This window comes from Kitasatospora sp. CB02891, assembly GCF_002803145.1.
GTDB lineage: Bacteria > Actinomycetota > Actinomycetes > Streptomycetales > Streptomycetaceae > Kitasatospora > Kitasatospora griseola.
On the sequence record NZ_NNBO01000005.1, the window covers coordinates 165,386 to 181,542 of the forward strand.

Annotated in this window: 9 protein-coding genes and 1 pseudogene; 7 read left to right on the plus strand and 3 right to left on the minus strand. The window is 74.1% G+C overall.

Annotated features, from left to right (window positions below):
• Positions 1-145: 145 nt before the first annotated feature.
• The 3 genes from CG736_RS14010 to CG736_RS14020 are packed head-to-tail and all read right to left on the minus strand — an operon-like array spanning position 146 to position 3,127.
• Complete coding sequence (locus CG736_RS14010) at positions 146-1,348, minus strand: acetylhydrolase (protein ID WP_100586538.1); 1,203 nt, start codon at positions 1,346-1,348, stop codon at positions 146-148.
• Between the two features lie 34 nt (positions 1,349-1,382).
• Entirely contained in the window at positions 1,383-2,219 is an 837-nt protein-coding gene (locus CG736_RS14015; RefSeq protein ID WP_100586539.1) for an ABC transporter permease, read from the minus strand.
• Positions 2,216-3,127 (minus strand): ABC transporter ATP-binding protein, encoded by a 912-nt coding sequence (locus CG736_RS14020; RefSeq protein WP_100586540.1) that lies wholly within the window; start codon positions 3,125-3,127, stop codon positions 2,216-2,218. Before CG736_RS14020 ends, CG736_RS14015 begins: the two co-directional genes overlap by 4 nt.
• A 134-nt stretch (positions 3,128-3,261) precedes the next feature.
• On the opposite strand from CG736_RS14020, the gene CG736_RS14025 reads away from it, so the two are divergent.
• The 7 genes and pseudogenes from CG736_RS14025 to CG736_RS38905 all read left to right on the plus strand — a co-directional run.
• A complete protein-coding gene (locus tag CG736_RS14025) occupies positions 3,262-4,488 on the plus strand; it encodes a sensor histidine kinase (protein ID WP_100586541.1) in 1,227 nt (408 codons plus the stop codon).
• Complete coding sequence (locus tag CG736_RS14030) at positions 4,485-5,138, plus strand: response regulator transcription factor (protein ID WP_255419006.1); 654 nt, start codon at positions 4,485-4,487, stop codon at positions 5,136-5,138. The genes CG736_RS14025 and CG736_RS14030 overlap by 4 nt, the downstream gene beginning before the upstream one ends.
• A gap of 1,161 nt (positions 5,139-6,299) precedes the next feature.
• Positions 6,300-6,938 carry a DUF4232 domain-containing protein gene (locus tag CG736_RS14035; RefSeq protein WP_100586542.1) on the plus strand — a complete coding sequence of 213 codons (639 nt, stop codon included), beginning with the start codon at positions 6,300-6,302 and terminating at the stop codon, positions 6,936-6,938.
• A 144-nt stretch (positions 6,939-7,082) separates the two neighbouring features.
• Entirely contained in the window at positions 7,083-7,937 is an 855-nt protein-coding gene (locus CG736_RS14040; protein WP_100586543.1) for a DUF4132 domain-containing protein, read from the plus strand.
• Positions 7,934-12,970, plus strand: coding sequence for a hypothetical protein (locus CG736_RS14045; RefSeq protein WP_100586544.1), 5,037 nt, complete (start codon positions 7,934-7,936; stop codon positions 12,968-12,970). Before CG736_RS14040 ends, CG736_RS14045 begins: the two co-directional genes overlap by 4 nt.
• On the plus strand, positions 12,967-14,124 hold the full coding sequence (locus CG736_RS14050) for an AAA family ATPase (RefSeq protein ID WP_369880194.1): 1,158 nt from the start codon (positions 12,967-12,969) through the stop codon (positions 14,122-14,124). Before CG736_RS14045 ends, CG736_RS14050 begins: the two co-directional genes overlap by 4 nt.
• Before the next feature lie 212 nt (positions 14,125-14,336).
• Positions 14,337-15,110: pseudogene (locus CG736_RS38905) on the plus strand (DUF5682 family protein); the annotation flags it as partial.
• Between the last annotated feature and the right edge of the window lie 1,047 nt (positions 15,111-16,157).

The window sequence follows — 16,157 nt, forward strand, 5'->3', positions numbered from 1 at the left end:
GGCGGCCCCGCGCACCGGTTCCGGCGCGGGCCGCCCGCAGCATGACCCATCCTTCGTCACCGCCCCCACCTGCGTCGTCGTCGCTGTGCAGGCAGTCGTGTACTGCGTCCGCAGTAGTTCCGGGCGGGTCCGCTCATCCTGGAGGTCAGGGCAGGTACGCCACCTCGGGGAAGCGCGGCGAGGGGCCGTCGAGCAGGGCGCCCCGGCGGTGGCGCAGGTGGAGGTCGAAGAAGGCGAGCGGGTAGGCCTGCTGGATCAGCAGCGCGCGGGCCGGGTCGATGGTGCCGACCATGCGGGCGATCTGCTCCTCGGTGAGGCCGAGCAGGCGGCCCGCCTGCGGGATCAGCGTGACGTTGTCGCCGTACGACGGGTGGACGGCGCCCGCCGCGCGGACCTCCAGGCGCCAGCCGCGCAGGTGGGACCAGAACTCGGCGACGTACGGGTCCGTCGCGCGCGGGAAGTCGGCGGTCATCATCATGAACGGCCGGTCCAGGTCGGCGGTGACGCTGGGGTGCCCGAAGCCGGGCTGCATCGGCCCGTCCAACGCCAGACCGGCCCGCACCCGGCGGTCGGCCAGCATGGTGCAGGCGGTGGCCGTGCCGCCCTTCGACCAGCCGAACATGCCGATCCGCGAGGTGTCGAGGGCCGTGCCCAGCCCGTCCGGGAGCGGACGGCCCTCGGCGTCCGGGTTGCGGCCGGCGGCGAGCTGCTCGACGCAGTCCAGGACGAAGCGCAGGTCCACCGTGTAGTCCAGGGCGTACATCGGGCCCCGGGCGTCCGCCGGGGTGAGTACCCGGCCGTCCGGCAGTTCGCTGAAGCAGTTGCCGAGATGGTCGACCGTGACCACCACGTAGCCGTGACTGGCGAGCTCCTGGACCATCACGGTGTGGTCGCTCCGGTGGCTGCCCGAGCCGTGCGAGTACACCACGACGGGCAGCCGGTGACCGGTGCGGTGCACGGGCGCGTCGACACGGGCGGCGATGAGTGGGACCAGCGCCGGGTCGAGCGGGAAACCGGTGGCCGCCAGGAACGCCCGCATCGTGGCGTCGGGCAGCCACGGGGCTCGCGGCAGCTCCTCGGCGGCCCGGGCCGGGTACCAGACGCTCGCCATCAGCTCGCGGTGCGGGTTCATGCCGGGCATCGGGTTCGGGCGGGACGTGTCGATCAGGTGCAGGGCCGCCGTGCCGACCGGGAACGGGCCGGTGGGGGCGGGCAGGGTGAGCCGTGCCGCCGGGCCGGTGTCGGCCCGGGCGGGCAGCGCGGCGGCGAACGGTGTAGCGGCGAACGGTGCGACGGCGCCGAGGGCCAGGGCGGTGCCCAGCAGGCGGCGGCGGGTCAACTCGGTCATCGGATCTCCGGAAGTGTGGAAGGACAGGGGAGGTTCACTGGTCGCGGCTCGGCACGGCGATCATCACCAGCAGCGCTGCGAGCGCCGCCCACACCAGGTAGACCGCCCAGGCCCCGCCGATCGAGGACGGGTAGGACTGGCCGGTGATCTCCCCGACCAGCCCCAGCCGGGCCCAGGCGTTGAACGGCTGGGCGTGCGCGACCACCGCGCCGACGTGTGTGTTCTCGCGGACGAACATCGGGATCATGAAGAGCAGCGCGAACAGCGCGACCATCGTCGTGACGCTGTGCCGGATCACCGCGCCCAGCGCCAGACCGACCAGCGCGCCCACCGGCGCGAGCAGCGCGGAGGCGACCAGCAGCCGCAGCGCGCCCGGATCGGCGATCGACACGCCGCCGTACCGGCCGGCCAGCATCGCCTCGTCCAGCCAGAACGAGACGGACGCCACCAGCACGCCGAACCCGGTGGCCACCGCGGTCACCACCGCCAACTTGGCCGCCAGCAGCTCCCGGCGGGCCGGCACCGCGGCGAAGCTGGTCCGCAGCAGGCCGGTGGTCTGCTCGCTCAGGATCGCGATCGCGCCCAGCGCAGCCGTCATCAGCACCACCAGCGATGCGCACGGCCTGGTGAACGCGTCGTGCAGCGCGCCGAACTCGGCGTAGTAGGCCTGCTGTTGGGCCGTCCAGGAATCGAACTCGGCACGCGAGACGCGCGCGCCGTTGGCGTTCAGGCCGACGATGGTCAGTGTGGCGACCAGCAGGAACCAGCGGATCGACCGCAGCGAGCGCAGCTTGATCCACTCCGCGGCCAGCAGGTCGGTGAACCGGGCCGGCGGCGCGGCCGGTTGGACGGTGGGGTGAAGGGTGCTCATGCTCGTGCTCCTGCCGCGTACTCGACGCTGCTGCCGGTCAGTTCCATGAAGGCCTGCTCCAACGAGCCCGTGCGGGGCACCAGTTCGTGGATCAGCAGGCGGTGGTCGAGGGCGGTCCGGGCGATCGCCGTCGCGTCCAGGCCGGTCACCGTCAGCAGGCCGTCCGGCGCCTGCGCGACCCGCGCGCCCCCGGCGGTCAGCGCGGTCACCAGCTCCGCCGGGTCGGTCGTGCGGACCTGGACGGTCTGCTGCGAGCCGCGGGCCGCGAACTCCGCCACCGTCTCGTCCGCGAGCAACTCGCCGCGTCCGACCACGATCAGCCGGTCCGCGGTGTGCTCCATCTCCGTCATCAGGTGGCTGCTGACGAACACCGTCCGGCCCTCGGCGGCCAGCCGCCGGAACAGGTTCCGGACGAACAGCACGCCCTCCGGGTCGAGGCCGTTCAACGGCTCGTCGAAGATCAGCACCGGCGGGTCGCCCAGCAGCGCCCCCGCGATGCCCAGCCGCTGCCGCATGCCCAGCGAGAACCCGCCGATCCGCCGGTCCGCGGCCGTCAACAGGCCGACCTCGCCCAGCACTTCGTCCACCCGGCCGACCGGGATCGCATTGCTGCGGGCCAGGAAACGCAACTGGTCACGGGCCGTCCGGCCGCCGTGCACGTCCCCGGCGTCGAGCAGCGCCCCCACCTGCCGCAGCGCCCGCCGCAGACCGCGACAGTCGCGACCGGCCACGGTCGCCGAACCGGAGGTAGGGGCGTGCAGCCCGAGGATCATCCGCAGGGTGGTGCTCTTGCCCGCGCCGTTCGGGCCGAGAAAGCCGGTGACATGGCCCGAACGAACCGTGAAGGACAGGTCGTTGACGGCAGTGACGCGGCCGTAGCGCTTGGTGAGACGGTTGACTTCGATCACGGGGACAACGCTGCCGGGCGCCGCCACCCGCGCACATTCGGCGACGGCGGACAATCCGGGTGACGGACGATCAACTCCGGGATGTCATCCCAGGACGACTGTGCCGCCCCGAGCATGATCGCTACGCTCGGGGCATGAATCTCACCCGGGTGCCGCCCAAGGTCCTCTCCCGCGTGGCGCCCGGCACCTGGATGGTGCTGCTCTGGTTCGCCGTCACCGCGTACACCGTCTTCGAGCAGATGCACACCCGGGACGGCATCTCCGTCCTCACCCTGAGCTTCGGCAACCAGGTCGACGAAGTGCTCGCCGTGCTGGCCGTGCTCGCCGCCGGCCGCCGCAAGCGCCGCCCGCTGACCGCGCTCTGCCTGCTGCTGTTCGGCACCATCGCCTCGGTGATGGCGATGGCCGTCACCGACATCCCGCTGCTCCAGTACCTCGTCGTCGACGTGGCGATCTGCTACCTCGCGGCCACCCAGCCCACCCGCACCTCGGTCATCGCCGGCGCGCTCGCCCTCGGCACCCTGCTCGGCTACTCCGGCCTGCGCGTGCTGCTCCACATGGACGACCACGGCAGCACCACCCTCACCGGCGCGCTCGCCACCGCCATCGCCTGGCTGATCGGACACGCCGTCCACCAGAGCCACACCCACGCCGAGACGCTGCGCGCGCAGGCCACCGAACAGGCCATCACCTCCGAACGCCTGCGCATCGCCCGCGAGTTGCACGACATGGTCGCCCACAACATCGGCATCGTGGCGATGCAGGCCGGCGCCGCCCGCCGGGTCTTCGACACCCAGCCGGAGCGGGCCCGCGCCGCACTCGGCGAGGTCGAGACCGCCGGCCGCGAAACCCTGGCCGGACTGCGCCGCCTGCTCGGCGCCCTGCGCGACGCCGAACCCGACGACGCCGCCGAACAGTCCGCCCCCGCACCGGGGTTGGACGACCTGGTCCGGTTGGCCGCGACCACCACCGCGGCCGGCGTCCGGGTCGACCTGGAATGGTCCGGCCCGCGCCGCCCGCTGCCGCCCGAGATCGAACTGTCCGCGTACCGGATCGTCCAGGAGGCGGTGACCAACGTGGTGCGGCACGCCAAGACCCGCGCCTGCCGGGTCTCGATCGACTTCCACCCGGACGAACTCGCCGTCAGCGTGGTCAACTCCGGCCCTGGGGGCGGAAGTTCGAGCGGGCGCGGCTACGGTCTGGTCGGCATGCGCGAACGGGCCGCGCTGCTGCACGGCGAGTTCGCCGCGGGCCCGCAACCGGGCGGCGGCTACCGGGTGGCCGCGAGACTGCCCGTCCCCGCCCTTCCCGCCCTTCCTGCTCTTCCTGCTGTCCCCGCACCCCTGGAGCCCGCCCGGTGATCCGCGTCCTGCTCGTCGACGACCAGCCGCTGGTCCGCGCCTCCCTCGACATGATCATCACCGACGCCCCCGACCTCACCGTCGTCGGCGAGGCCGGCACCGGCGCCGACGCCGTCCGACTGGCCGCCGAACTGCGGCCCGACATCGTCGTGATGGACATCCGCATGCCCGGCATGGACGGCATCGAAGCCACCCGGCTCATCACCGCCGCCCCCGACGCCCCACAGGTACTCGTCCTCACCACCTTCGACCAGGACGAACACGTCTACGGCGCACTCCAGGCCGGCGCATCCGGATTCCTCGTCAAGGACATGGAACTCGACGACATCCTCGCCGCGATCCGCGTCGTCGCCGCCGGCAACGCCCTGATCGCCCCCACCGTCACCCGCCGCCTGATCGCCCACTTCGCCCGCCAACCGACCCCAACCGCGGCGACCCCGGCCACCCTCGACACCCTCACCACCCGCGAGCGCGAAATCCTCACCCTGGTCGGCCTGGGCCGCTCCAACACCGAGATCGCCACCGAACTCCACCTCACCACCGCCACCGCCAAGACCTACATCTCCCGACTGCTCACGAAGCTCGACGCGAGGGACCGGGTGCAACTGGTCATCACGGCGTACGAGTCGGGGCTGGTGGGCTCGCGCTGAGCAAGCGCTGCGCTTCGGCGGGGCGGTGGCGTTTTGCTGGGTTTGGTGCGAGGGGTCGGGTTCAATTGGCCGTTGCGGCGTGCGGGTTGGGGTTGGTGGGTCTGCGCTGAGCAAGCGCTGCGCTTCGGCGGGGCGGTGGTGTTTTGCTGGGTTTGGTGCGAGGGGTCGGGCTCAATTGGTCGTTGCGGCGTGCGGGTTGGGGTTGGTGGGTCTGCGCTGAGCAAGCGCTGCGCTTCGGCGGGGCGGTGGCGTTTTGCTGGGTTTGGTGCGAGGGGCAGGGTGTAACTGGTCATTGCCGCATACGAGTTGGGGTTGGTTGGCTTGCGCTGGGGACCGAGCGCTGCGTTTCGGCCGGGCGGTGACGTCTTGCCGAGCTTGATGCGAGGGGCGGGGCGCAACTGGTCATTGCGGCGTGCGAGTCAGGGTTGGTGGGCCTGCGCTGGGGGCCGAGCGCTGCGTTTCGGCTGGGCGGTGACGTTTTGCCGGGATCGATGCGAGGGGCGGGGTTCAGCTGGTCGTTGCGGCTTGCTAGTTGGGGTTGGTGGGCTTGCGCTGCGGAAGCGCCGCGTTTCGGCGGGGCGATGGCGTCTTGCTGGGCGTCGGGTTCAGCTGGTCCTTGCAGTTTTGCGAGTTGGGGCCAGCGGGCCTGCGCTGGGGGTCAAGCGCTGCGCTTCGGCGGGGGTGACGTCTTACCCGAGGGGTCGGGTTCAGCTGGTCGCTGCGGTGTGCGAGGTGGGGTTGGTGGGTCTGCCTTGAGGGTCGAGCGCTGCGCTTCGACTGGGGGAGGGGCGATGCCTTGCCGGGTTTGGTGTGAGGGGCGGGGTTCAGCTGGTCGTTGCGGCTTGCGAGTTGGGGCCAGCGGGCCTGCGCTGGGGGTCAAGCGCTGCGCTTCGGCGGGGGTGATGTCTTGCGCGAGGGGGCGGTTTCAACTGGTCGTCACTGCTGGCGAGTTTGTTTTGGTCGGCCCGCGTTGAAGCGCTTTGCTTCGGCTGGGGGAGGGGTGATGCCTTCGGCGTGGGTTGTGTGTCGGCCGGGCCCCGGGGGGCGTTCATCGGATGTTGATCGGGTTTGGTGAGGATGCGGTCCGGTCGGGTGTTCGGCCGTACGAAGAACCGCACCGGTCCTGTTCGCGGGGCCGCAGAACCATGAGCGAGAACCATCATGCGTAACCGTCAACTGTCCTTCGCCGTCGGTCTGGTGGCCGTGCTGGGCCTCGGTGTGACCGCTTGCGGCTCGGATGCCGGCGGGGCCGGCGGGGCCAAGGCGTCCGCGTCGAGCAGTCCGCAGGCCGTTCCGGCGAACTCCCCGGCCGCCGGCCAGGCAAGCGCGTCGGCGAGTGGCAGGGCGACGACCACTCAGGCGGGTGCCGTCCCGGGGGGTCGCAAGTGTACGGCTGCCGATCTGAAGGCCGCGGTCGCGGGCGGGAGCGGTGCGCAGTCGCCGGATGCGCCGGGTGCGGAGGAGATCGAGCTGACCAACAGGTCGGGGGCGGTCTGCACTATGAAGGGGTATCCGGGGGTGGATCTGGGGGGTGACAGGGGGACGTGGAACCTGCCGCGTTTTCAGGGCGCGCAGGCCGAGCAGGTCACGCTGCAGCCCGGGGGCAAGGCGTACGTCGTCATCGACTACTTGCCGTTCGCAGGTGGCGGCGGGGTCGAGTTCAAGGTGCAGAGGATCGTGCTGACGCCGCCGGACGACACCTCGCAGCTGACCGTCCAGTGGAGCGGCGCCAACCCGCAGGACCAGAGTGGTGCCACCCACCCCGGAACCTACGTCCGCCCGGTGAGCGCCAAGCGCTGACGTGACGCCAGGCCCCGACTTCCCCGCGTGCGGGCGGGAGGTCGGGGCCTGGCGCCGTCTGCGGGCGGGGGCGGACGATCAGCTGTCGGTGCTGCCGGTTACGTTTCTTCCCAGCTCAGGAACGGCGGCCGGGAGGGCTCTGACGTGGCATGGCTGACAGCGGGCGACTATGAGGTCGCCCTGGAACCGGACGGGAAGGTCGCGTGTCGGAACGCGGCCGGCCGGCGGTTGAAGACGGTGCCGGCGAAGCTCAAGGACGACCCGGCCGTCGTGCAGTTGCGTCGGCTCGCGGAGTGGCTGGACGCGCACGAGCGGCAGTGCGCGGCGACGGTGGAGCGGTGGATGGTCCGCTCGCTCCCGGTGCCCGCGGCGGTGATCGGCGCGGTGTGGGCCGACGAGACCTGGCGGTCGGTGCTGCGCGACCTGGTGGTGACGGGCGCCGACGGCTCCGTCGCGGGGTTCCTGCGGGACGCCGACCCGGAGCGCGGCATCGGCGTGGTCGACCTGGACGGCGACACCGTCCGCCTGACCGACGTCGAGATCCGGATACCGCACCCCGTGCTGCTCGAAGACCTGGACGAGCTGCGGGAGTTCGCCGTCGAGCTGGACGTCGCCCAGCAGCTCCAGCAGCTGCACCGCGAGGTCTGGCAGCGGCCCGCCGACCTGGATCCGACGGCCACTCAGGTCGACACCTACGCCGGCGGCCGCTACAAGGAGCTGCGCGAACTGGTCGGCCGCTGCGCGCGGCTCGGCCACCGCGTGCGCGGCGGGTACGCGGTGGTGCCGCTGGTCGACGACGGCCGCCCGACGGAGGCCCGCCTGTGGGTGGGCGACTACTACGAGTACGACGAGTGCGAGACCGGCTCGCTGCACTGGACCGGCGCCGACGGCAGGCCCGTGCCGCTCGCCGAAGTGGGGCCGGTGGCCTGGTCCGAAGGCATGCGGATGGCCGCCGCGCTGTACGCCGGCCGCACCATCGAAGGGGAGGAGTCGGCATGACGGACAGCACCCGCACCGACGCGCAGTACCACGAAGACCTGCTCGACGCGGGCGCCGTCCTGACGGTCGGCCGGGTCGGCACCGCCGACGACCGCGACAGCACCGTCGACACGCTGACCGCCCGCAGCTACCGGCACCCCGGGCTGGACGGCCGCACCGTCGTCCGCCTGGTGCCCGCCGCCCTCGGCCCGGCCGAGGACCTCGCCGTGGAGTTCCTGGGCCTGGCGCCCGCCGCCGAACCCGTCGAGGTCGGCCAGGTCCGGCAGGAGGCGCTCGGCTTCCCCGCCTGGGCGCTGGTCCACGACCCGGCCAACGGGCACCACGCGCTGGCCGTGGTCAAGGAGATGGAACGCCTCGCCCGGCAGATCAAGTCCAAGCCCGGCAACGCCAAGGAGGGCTTCGACGAACTGGCCGTCCGCCTCGGCCGCGCCGTCCCGCACTTCCTGCCCACCTACTGCGAACAGGTCGGCCGGCTCTTCCTGGAGCAGGGCAACCAGACGTACGCCGCGACGTACTTCGGCAAGGCCCGGGAGGCCGAGCGCACCCACAGCCTGGCCATCGACGAGGAACGGCTGCGCGCCGTCTTCCTGGAGTTCGCGCTCGGCGGCGCACTGACCGTCAAGGCGCTGCGCCAGTACGTGAAGGACCTCGCCGGGCGGCTCGACGCCCGCACCGCCTGGCAGCGCTTCCGCCAGCTGTGCGCGGAGCGCTCCGCGGCGGGCATGGCCCCGTACGCGGGCATCGCCGAGGACGCCCGGCAGCTGATCCGGGCCGCCGGGCTCGACCAGCGGGAGCAGGAGCAGCTGCTGATCGGCGAGCTGCTGTCCTCGCCCGCCGTCGGCCGGACCCCCGCCGCGGTGTGGAAGTCCTGGCGCGGCGCGCTGATCGACCTGGCCCGCCGGGACGCCGCGGTCCGGGCCCGGCTGCTGGAGATCCTGCCGACCCCGACCGGCGCGAAGGACGACGCCGGCACCGACGCCGACTGGCTGACGCTGCTCCAGGAGTCCGGCGCCGAACAGCTCCTGACGGACCCGCGGGCCACCGGCACGGAGCCCGCCGCCCGCTGGCTCCGGCGCTGGACGGACCACCTCGACCGGGGCTGGCGCTCCCGCCCCGCCTGCGCGGCCACCCTCGAACTGGCCGGCCGGATGGCCGAGCGGCTGCGCACCGAGGGCGTCCCCGTCGAGCTCGTCCCGAACCATCCGACGGCGCTCAACCTGCTCGACCTGCTGCTCGCCGAACAGGTCCCGGTCGCCGACCCGCCGGACACCGTGTCCGTCAGCCTCGCCCCCTGGCTGGAGCACGGCGGCCCCGGCCGCCGCGACCTGGCGGCCGTGGCGGCCGACCCGCGCTTCCGCGACGCACTGCGCAGCGCCGTCCCCGCTGCCTGGGGGCCGCACGGCGGCAGCAGGGTCGGCCCGCTCACCCTCCAGTACCCGGTGCTGCAGGCCCTGTTCGTCGAATGGGCCGACGCGCAGGCCGACGAACTGCGGTCCGCGACCGGCCTGGCCGGCGCGCTGAGCCTGCTGTCCGCGCTCGGCCCCGTGCGCTCCGCCGTCATCGACGTCAACCCGGCCGCCGCCGCCCGGATCGCCGGACTCGACGTCGCCGCCCTGCTCGGCCGCACCCTCCGGGCCGGCATCCTCGACGAACTCGGCTGGCCCGCCCTGGAGGAGGGACTGCGCCGCCTCGGCTACGAGGACGAGGGGACCGGCCACGTCCCCGGCCGGGTCAACCGCAGCGACCTGCAGATCGAGGACGCCTGGCCGGCCCTGATCCTGGCCCGCAAGAACAGGGCCGTCGTGGTCGGCCCGGACGGCATCCTGCTGGAGCACGACCTGCGCTGCCCCGCCGACCTGTCCCGCTGGCACAGCCCCCGCCTCCGCTACGTCGACGGCGAACTGCTGGTCGCCTGGCGGGAGGACAGCGGCATCCGGGCCTACTGGTCCGGCCGTCCCGACCAGGTGTTCACGCCGACCGGCGAACCCGTGGACGTCGGCTACTACGGCCCCCACAACATCAGCTGGACGTCGCTGCCGCTGCCCGGCGGCGGCCGCGCCACCGGCGGCCGGGTCCTGCACGCCGGCGACACCGCGCTGCCCGCCGAACGCCCCGTCATCGGCGACGGCGTCGGCCACTGGGCGTACCGCCGCGGCGCCCTGGTCGAGTACGACCCCCTGACGGGCAGCCACGGCCGGGCCTCCGTGCCGCCGCTGTTCAGCAGCGACGGCGACGCGACCGGCACCCTCCGGCCGCTGCAGTCCCGGCTGCTCCCGCTCCAGCCCGGCCTGGAGCGCACCCCGCTCGGCACCGACGGCGCCCTGCTCGGCGGCTGGCTGCGCACCGGCCCCGACCGGGCGACCTTCCACGGCGTCGACGGCCGCTGCGTCGCCCTGCCGACGTCCGAGCACTGGCCGGTCGGCCGGCTCGACCTGCCCGGCGGCGCGGCCCTCGCCCTGACCGCCGCCGAACGCAGCATCGTGCTCGTCCCGGTCGACGGCTCCGGCCGCACCGCCGAAGAGCTCGCCGACGTCACCACCTCGCACCCCGGCCAGCTGTACGCCGCCGGCACGGCCCTGGTGCCGCCGCTCGACCACTGGCACGCGCTGCGCCCCCGCGACGAGGCCGGCTCGAAACTGCTGCGCGGGACGACGGACCGGCAGGCCGCCGAACTCCTCGACGCCGCCTGGCCGGTGGACCCCGCGGACCTGGAGCCGCCGACCCGCCCCGAACTGCTGCTGATCCAGGGCACCGTCCGGCAGGTCGCGCGCCGCCAGATCGTCCCGGTCGCGGCCGTCGCCGAGGTGCTGCCCGGCCTCACCGACCCGCTGCTGGTCGTCGGCGTCGCCGGACTCGCCCGGGTCGCCACCGACACCGCGACCCGCGCCGCCCGGTTCGCGCCGATCCCGCAGCCCGAGGCCGAGACCCCGGCCGCCCCGGCCGCACCCGTCGTCTCCCCCTGGCCCGAGCACGGCCGGGACGGCGTGCTGCACGAGGCACTCCAGGACGTCTTCGGCTACCTGGACGGCTTCGGCCAGAGGTGGAACCGCAGCGGCGAGCAGCGGCACGTGCTCACCCACCTGCGCGCCGTCACCGGACTGCTCGCCGCACCGCCGCAGGACCGGCCCGCCGGCTGGACGGTCGACCCGGCCAAGCTCGAACTGCCGGGCGGCGGCCACTCCGGCGGCAGCTACTACGGCTGGCTCCACCTGCTCGGCCGCACCGCCCCGATCGCGCTGGCCGCCGCCGCCCCCGCCACCGCGGAACCGGCCCGGTCCGCGCTGGCCCTGATGCTCACCGAACTGACCAGCGGCTGGCTCGCCGACCGCGGCCCGACGCTCCGTCAGGTCACCCTCGTCGAGAACCACGACAGCTCGCAGAACCCGTCCGAGGCCCGCGCGGCCCGGGTCGGCCAGGTGCTGCGCGACGGCGACCGCACCGTCGTGGTGCTGGCCTGCAAGAGCTACGGCCTCCGCCTCCACTGGGAGGCGATCGACCACGACCCGTCCGGCCGGTTCGGACCCGTCGCCGACTTCACCATCAGCGACGAACGGCGGGTGCGCGACGACCTGACGGCCGACTGGATCGCCCGCTTCACCGCCCAACTCGCCCAGCACGGCCCGATCGCCTGGCAGCCCGAGCAGGCGGCCGAGTTCGACGCGACCACCGGAATCGGCCGGGCCCGCGCCATCCTGCTGCTGGCCATGCCGCCCGGGGTGTTCTCCTGGTCGAGCGACTTCCCCACGGCCGAGCAACTCGCCCGGTACGAGCTGAAGGCCGCCCAGGTCAAGGTCGCCACGGAGTGGCTGTGCGCCGTCGACCGCACCGACCGGGACGCGCTCATGGCCGCCCTGCTCCCCGCCGACCCGGCGCAGCTCTGGCACACCGGCCTGGCGTCGGACGCCGCCGCGGCCCGCTGGATCGAACGCCGCGGACGCCTGCGCACCCTTCCCGAGGACGACCAGACCGCCGTCAACGGGACGACCGTCCTGGCGATCGAGCAGGTCCTCAACCCGGCGACCACCGGCTGGCTCACCCGCACCACCACCCAGCGGGTACGCCAGACCGACTACGGCGTCGACCTGCTCCCCGACGACCCGGCCGCCCTCGCCGACGCCCGGAAGCTCGCCGGGGCGATCGACGCGCTCCGCTGGCTCGCCCACCGCCTGCCGTACGGGTCCGAGCTGCGCCCGGCGCTGCCCGAGGCGCTCACCGCGCTCCGCGCGCGCATCGCCGACCCGGGCCTGCTGCTCGACCTCGGGCGGTACTCCACCGTCCGCGACCGGTCGCTCCCGGCGGTGCTGCGCAGCCACTTCGGGCTGCCGGAGCAGAACGACGCGGGCAGCACGGAGTCGGTGGCCTGCGGCGAGGCGATCGTGCTGGCCCCCGGCCGCTACGGCGAGAGCGCGTACCTGCGGCCGGCCGTGCTCGGCGGCCCCGACGACCCGCTGTTCGACCTGCTCACCGGCCTGGCCGCGTCCCCCGACGCGCAGAACGGACTGACCGCGCTGCGGGCACTGCTCGGCGACGACCTGACCCGGCTCACCGCCCACGGCTCCGCCGCCGACGAACCGGCCGGCTGGCCGCAGGACCCGCAGCGCAGCGCCCCCGCCCTGGTCGCCGAGGCCGCCCGGGCCCTCGGCCTCGGCGAGGACGCCGCCGCCCTCTACCTGCAACTGCTCGCCCTGCCCGACCCGACCGACCGCAACACCGCCCGCTGGACCGGCTGGAAGCCCGCCCGCCTCAAGCGCGCCCGCGCCGAACTGGCGGCCGGCGAACTGGTGCTGGAGGCCAAGCGGTCCCGGGCCGGCCGCAGCCTGTTCCTGCCCGGCGGCTGGCAGGAGGCCAAGTCGCCCGGCCTGCCGGTCGAGGTCTGGAAGGCCGGCCTGTACGCCATCCCGTCCGCGCGGGCGGTCCTGCCGCACCTCCCGGCGCCCGAACTGTTCGCCCGCGCCTGGCAGCGGATCGCCGACGGCGACCGCCCCGGCTACGAACAGCTCACCACCAACACCCGCCGGCGAGGCCGCCGATGAGCACGCACCCGATCGAGGACCACACCATGAGCACCGCGCCCGACCGGCAGATCGTCCTGCCCGAGGACAAGTACGCCGCCGAACTGGAGTTCCTCGCCGCGTACGACACCGGCCCGCGCCCGCCCGGCTGGCGGCTCACCCCGCGCGCCGTGGTCACCTTCGTCCTCGGCAGCGGCGGCGAGAAGCTCAAGCACGGCCGCAAGGGCCTGGTCGTCGAACCGAAGTTCGTCGGCGACCGCGCCCTGGTCGAACGCTGCGTCGTCACGCTGGCCGGCGAGCGCGGCCTGCTGCTGGTCGGCGAGCCCGGCACCGCCAAGTCGATGCTCTCCGAACTCCTCGCCGCCGCCGTCTGCGGCACCAGCGCACTCACCGTGCAGGGCACCGCCGGCACCACCGAGGACCAGCTCAAGTACGGCTGGAACTACGCCCTCCTGCTCGCCAAGGGCCCCAGCCGGGAAGCCCTGGTGCCCTCGCCCGTCCTCACCGCGATGACCGTCGGCGCCGTCGCCCGCGTCGAGGAAGTCACCCGCTGCCTCCCCGAGGTCCAGGACGCCCTGGTCTCGCTGCTCTCCGAGCGCCGGATCGCCGTCCCCGAACTCGCCGGCAGCCCCGACGCCCAACTCCACGCCGCACCCGGCTTCACCCTGATCGCCACCGCCAACCTGCGGGACAAGGGCGTCTCCGAGATGTCCGCCGCGCTGAAGCGCCGCTTCAACTTCGAGACCGTCGGCCCGATCGGCGACCTCGACGCGGAGATCGACCTCGTCCGACGCCAGTCCACCGCCGCCGTCGCCCGCGCGGGCGCACCCTACGCGGTCGACGACGCCGTGCTGGAAGCCCTGGTCACCGCCTTCCGCGACCTGCGCACCGGCCGCTCCGTCGAAGGCTGGGACGTCGAACGCCCCTCCACCGTCATGAGCACCGCCGAAGCCGTCTCCGTCGCCACCGCCCTCGGCGTCACCGCCGCCTACCTCGACGGCGGCGACACCCTCGCCCGCCTCCCCGGCCAACTCGTCGGCGTCGTCCGCAAGGACGACCCCGCCGACACCGCCCGCCTCCTCGGCTACTGGGACGGCCCGGTCCGCCGCCGCGCCGAACAGGGCTCCACCACCTGGCGCACCCTCTGGGACCTCCGCCCGGCCCTGGGGGACTGACCACAGTGACCACCGACACCGAGACCGGGACGCCCCCGGCCGAGCCTGTCCACGGGGAGCCGGACTGCTTCGGGCTGGACTTCACCGGCGTCTGCGGCGATGCCACGTCGGCCACGGCCGATGGCGCCGAGACCAGGGCGACCCCGGCCGAGCCTGTCCACGAGGAGCCGGACTGCTTCGGGCTGGACTTTGCCGGCGTCCGCGGCGGTGCCATGTCGGCCACGGCCGATGGCACCGCGACCGGGGCGACCCCGGCCCACGCCCGGGCGGCGCTCGTCCGCTCCGGCGTGGATCGCCTCGAATCGACGGGTGCGGCCGACGGCGACCGTCGGTCCGCCGGTGCCGAGTCGGGGGCTTCCCCGGCCGAGGCCCTGGCCCGGCTCGCCGGTTCCGGCGTGGACGGCCCCGGGCCGTACCTGATCGGCGTTCGCCACCATGCGCCGTCGATCGCGGCCGTGCTGCCCGCCCTGCTCGACGCGGCGCGGCCGGACGTGCTGCTCGTCGAGCTGCCCGAGGAGTTCCAGCCGTGGCTCGGCCTCCTCGCCGACGAGCGCACCGAGGCGCCGGTGGCGCTTGCCGCCGCCACCGCCGAGGAGGGCTCCGGCCCGGCGTTCTACCCGTTCGCGGACTTCTCGCCGGAACTGACCGCCCTGCGCTGGGCGGCCCGCCACGGCGTGCCGGTCGTGGCCTGCGACCTGCCACTGGCCCACCGCTCCACCGGGACCCGCGACACCGGCTCTGCCCCGCAAGGCCTCGCCGACGCCCTCCGCCGCCGCCTCACCGGCCGCCCCGACGAGGACCTGTGGGACCGCCTGGTCGAAGCCCCCGCCCCCGGCTCCACTCCGGAAGAAGTCCGCCGCGCCGCCCTCCTGGTCGGCTGGGCCCTCCGCCAGGACGCCCACACCGTCGACCCGCTCGACCTCCACCGCGAGTCGTGGATGCGCGCCCGCATCCACGCGGAATCGGTGAACGGCCGCCGGGTCACCGCAGTCATCGGCGCCTTCCACGCACCGGCCCTGCTCACCGGCGACGGGACGGCAGGCACTCCGCCGGCGACGGTCGCCGACCCGCCACAGCACGTCGCGACCGACGCCGCGTCAACGGCCGCGCCGGGGGCGGCGGTCGGGCCGGAGTCTTCCCACGTCGTGACCGACGTCGCGTCAACGGCCGTGCCGGGAGCGGCGGTCGGGCCGGAGTCTCCGGCGAGCACCGGGCCGTCGGCCACTGTCCCGCCGGCCGATGCCACCTCGGTGGCTGTCGTCCCGCAGCCTGCACCTGTCCCGGTGTTGCCGGGTCCTCCGGCGGTGGCAGTGGCGTCGCGGTTGGACGCCGCCGCGGCGTCGGCCACGCCGTCTGCTGCGGTCGGCATCGCGCCTTCGGTGGCTGTTCCGGCGTCAGCGACCGCGTCGGAGCGGGCGACTGCCTTGGCGGTGGAGGCATCCGGGCCTTCGGCAGCCACCCCGCGGGAGGCTGTCGTCCCGCAGCCCGCACCTGTCCCGCTGTTGCCGGGTCCTCCGGCAGTGGCCACCACGTCGCCGTCGGACGCCAGCCCGGTGTCGGCCACGCCGTCTGCTGCGGTCGGCATCGCGCCTTCGGCGGTTGTTCCGGCGTCAGCGACCGTGCCGGAGCAGGTAACTGCCTTGGCGGTGGGGGCATCCAGGCCTTCGGCAGTCATTCCGGTCTCGGCGGTCACCCCGCTGGAGGCTGTCGTCTCGCAGCCCGCACCTGCCTCGGTGTTGCCGGGTCCTCCGGCGGTGGCAGTGGCGTCGCGGTTGGACGCCGCCGCGGCGTCGGCCACGCCGTCTGCTGCGGCTGGCATCGCGCCTTCGGCGGTTGTTCCGGCGTCAGCGACCGTGCCGGAGCGGGCGACTGCCTTGGCGGTGGAGGCATCCGGGCCTTCGGCAGTCATTCCGCCGGGGGCTGTTGTCCCGCGGCCCGCACCTGCCCCGGTGTTGCCGGGTCCTCCGGCGGTGGCAGTGACGTCGCCGTCGGACGCCGCTGCGGCGTCGGTCACGCCGTCTGCTTCGGCCGGC

Excerpts from the sequence above, each read along its gene's own strand:
- CG736_RS14010 (WP_100586538.1), bottom strand. The coding sequence starts at position 1,348 with ATGACCGAGTTGACCCGCCGCCGCCTGCTGGGCACCGCCCTGGCCCTC.
- CG736_RS14035 (WP_100586542.1), top strand. The coding sequence starts at position 6,300 with ATGCGTAACCGTCAACTGTCCTTCGCCGTCGGTCTGGTGGCCGTGCTG.
- CG736_RS14050 (WP_369880194.1), top strand. The coding sequence starts at position 12,967 with ATGAGCACGCACCCGATCGAGGACCACACCATGAGCACCGCGCCCGAC.
- CG736_RS14015 (WP_100586539.1), bottom strand. The coding sequence starts at position 2,219 with ATGAGCACCCTTCACCCCACCGTCCAACCGGCCGCGCCGCCGGCCCGG.
- CG736_RS14045 (WP_100586544.1), top strand. The coding sequence starts at position 7,934 with ATGACGGACAGCACCCGCACCGACGCGCAGTACCACGAAGACCTGCTC.
- CG736_RS14025 (WP_100586541.1), top strand. The coding sequence starts at position 3,262 with ATGAATCTCACCCGGGTGCCGCCCAAGGTCCTCTCCCGCGTGGCGCCC.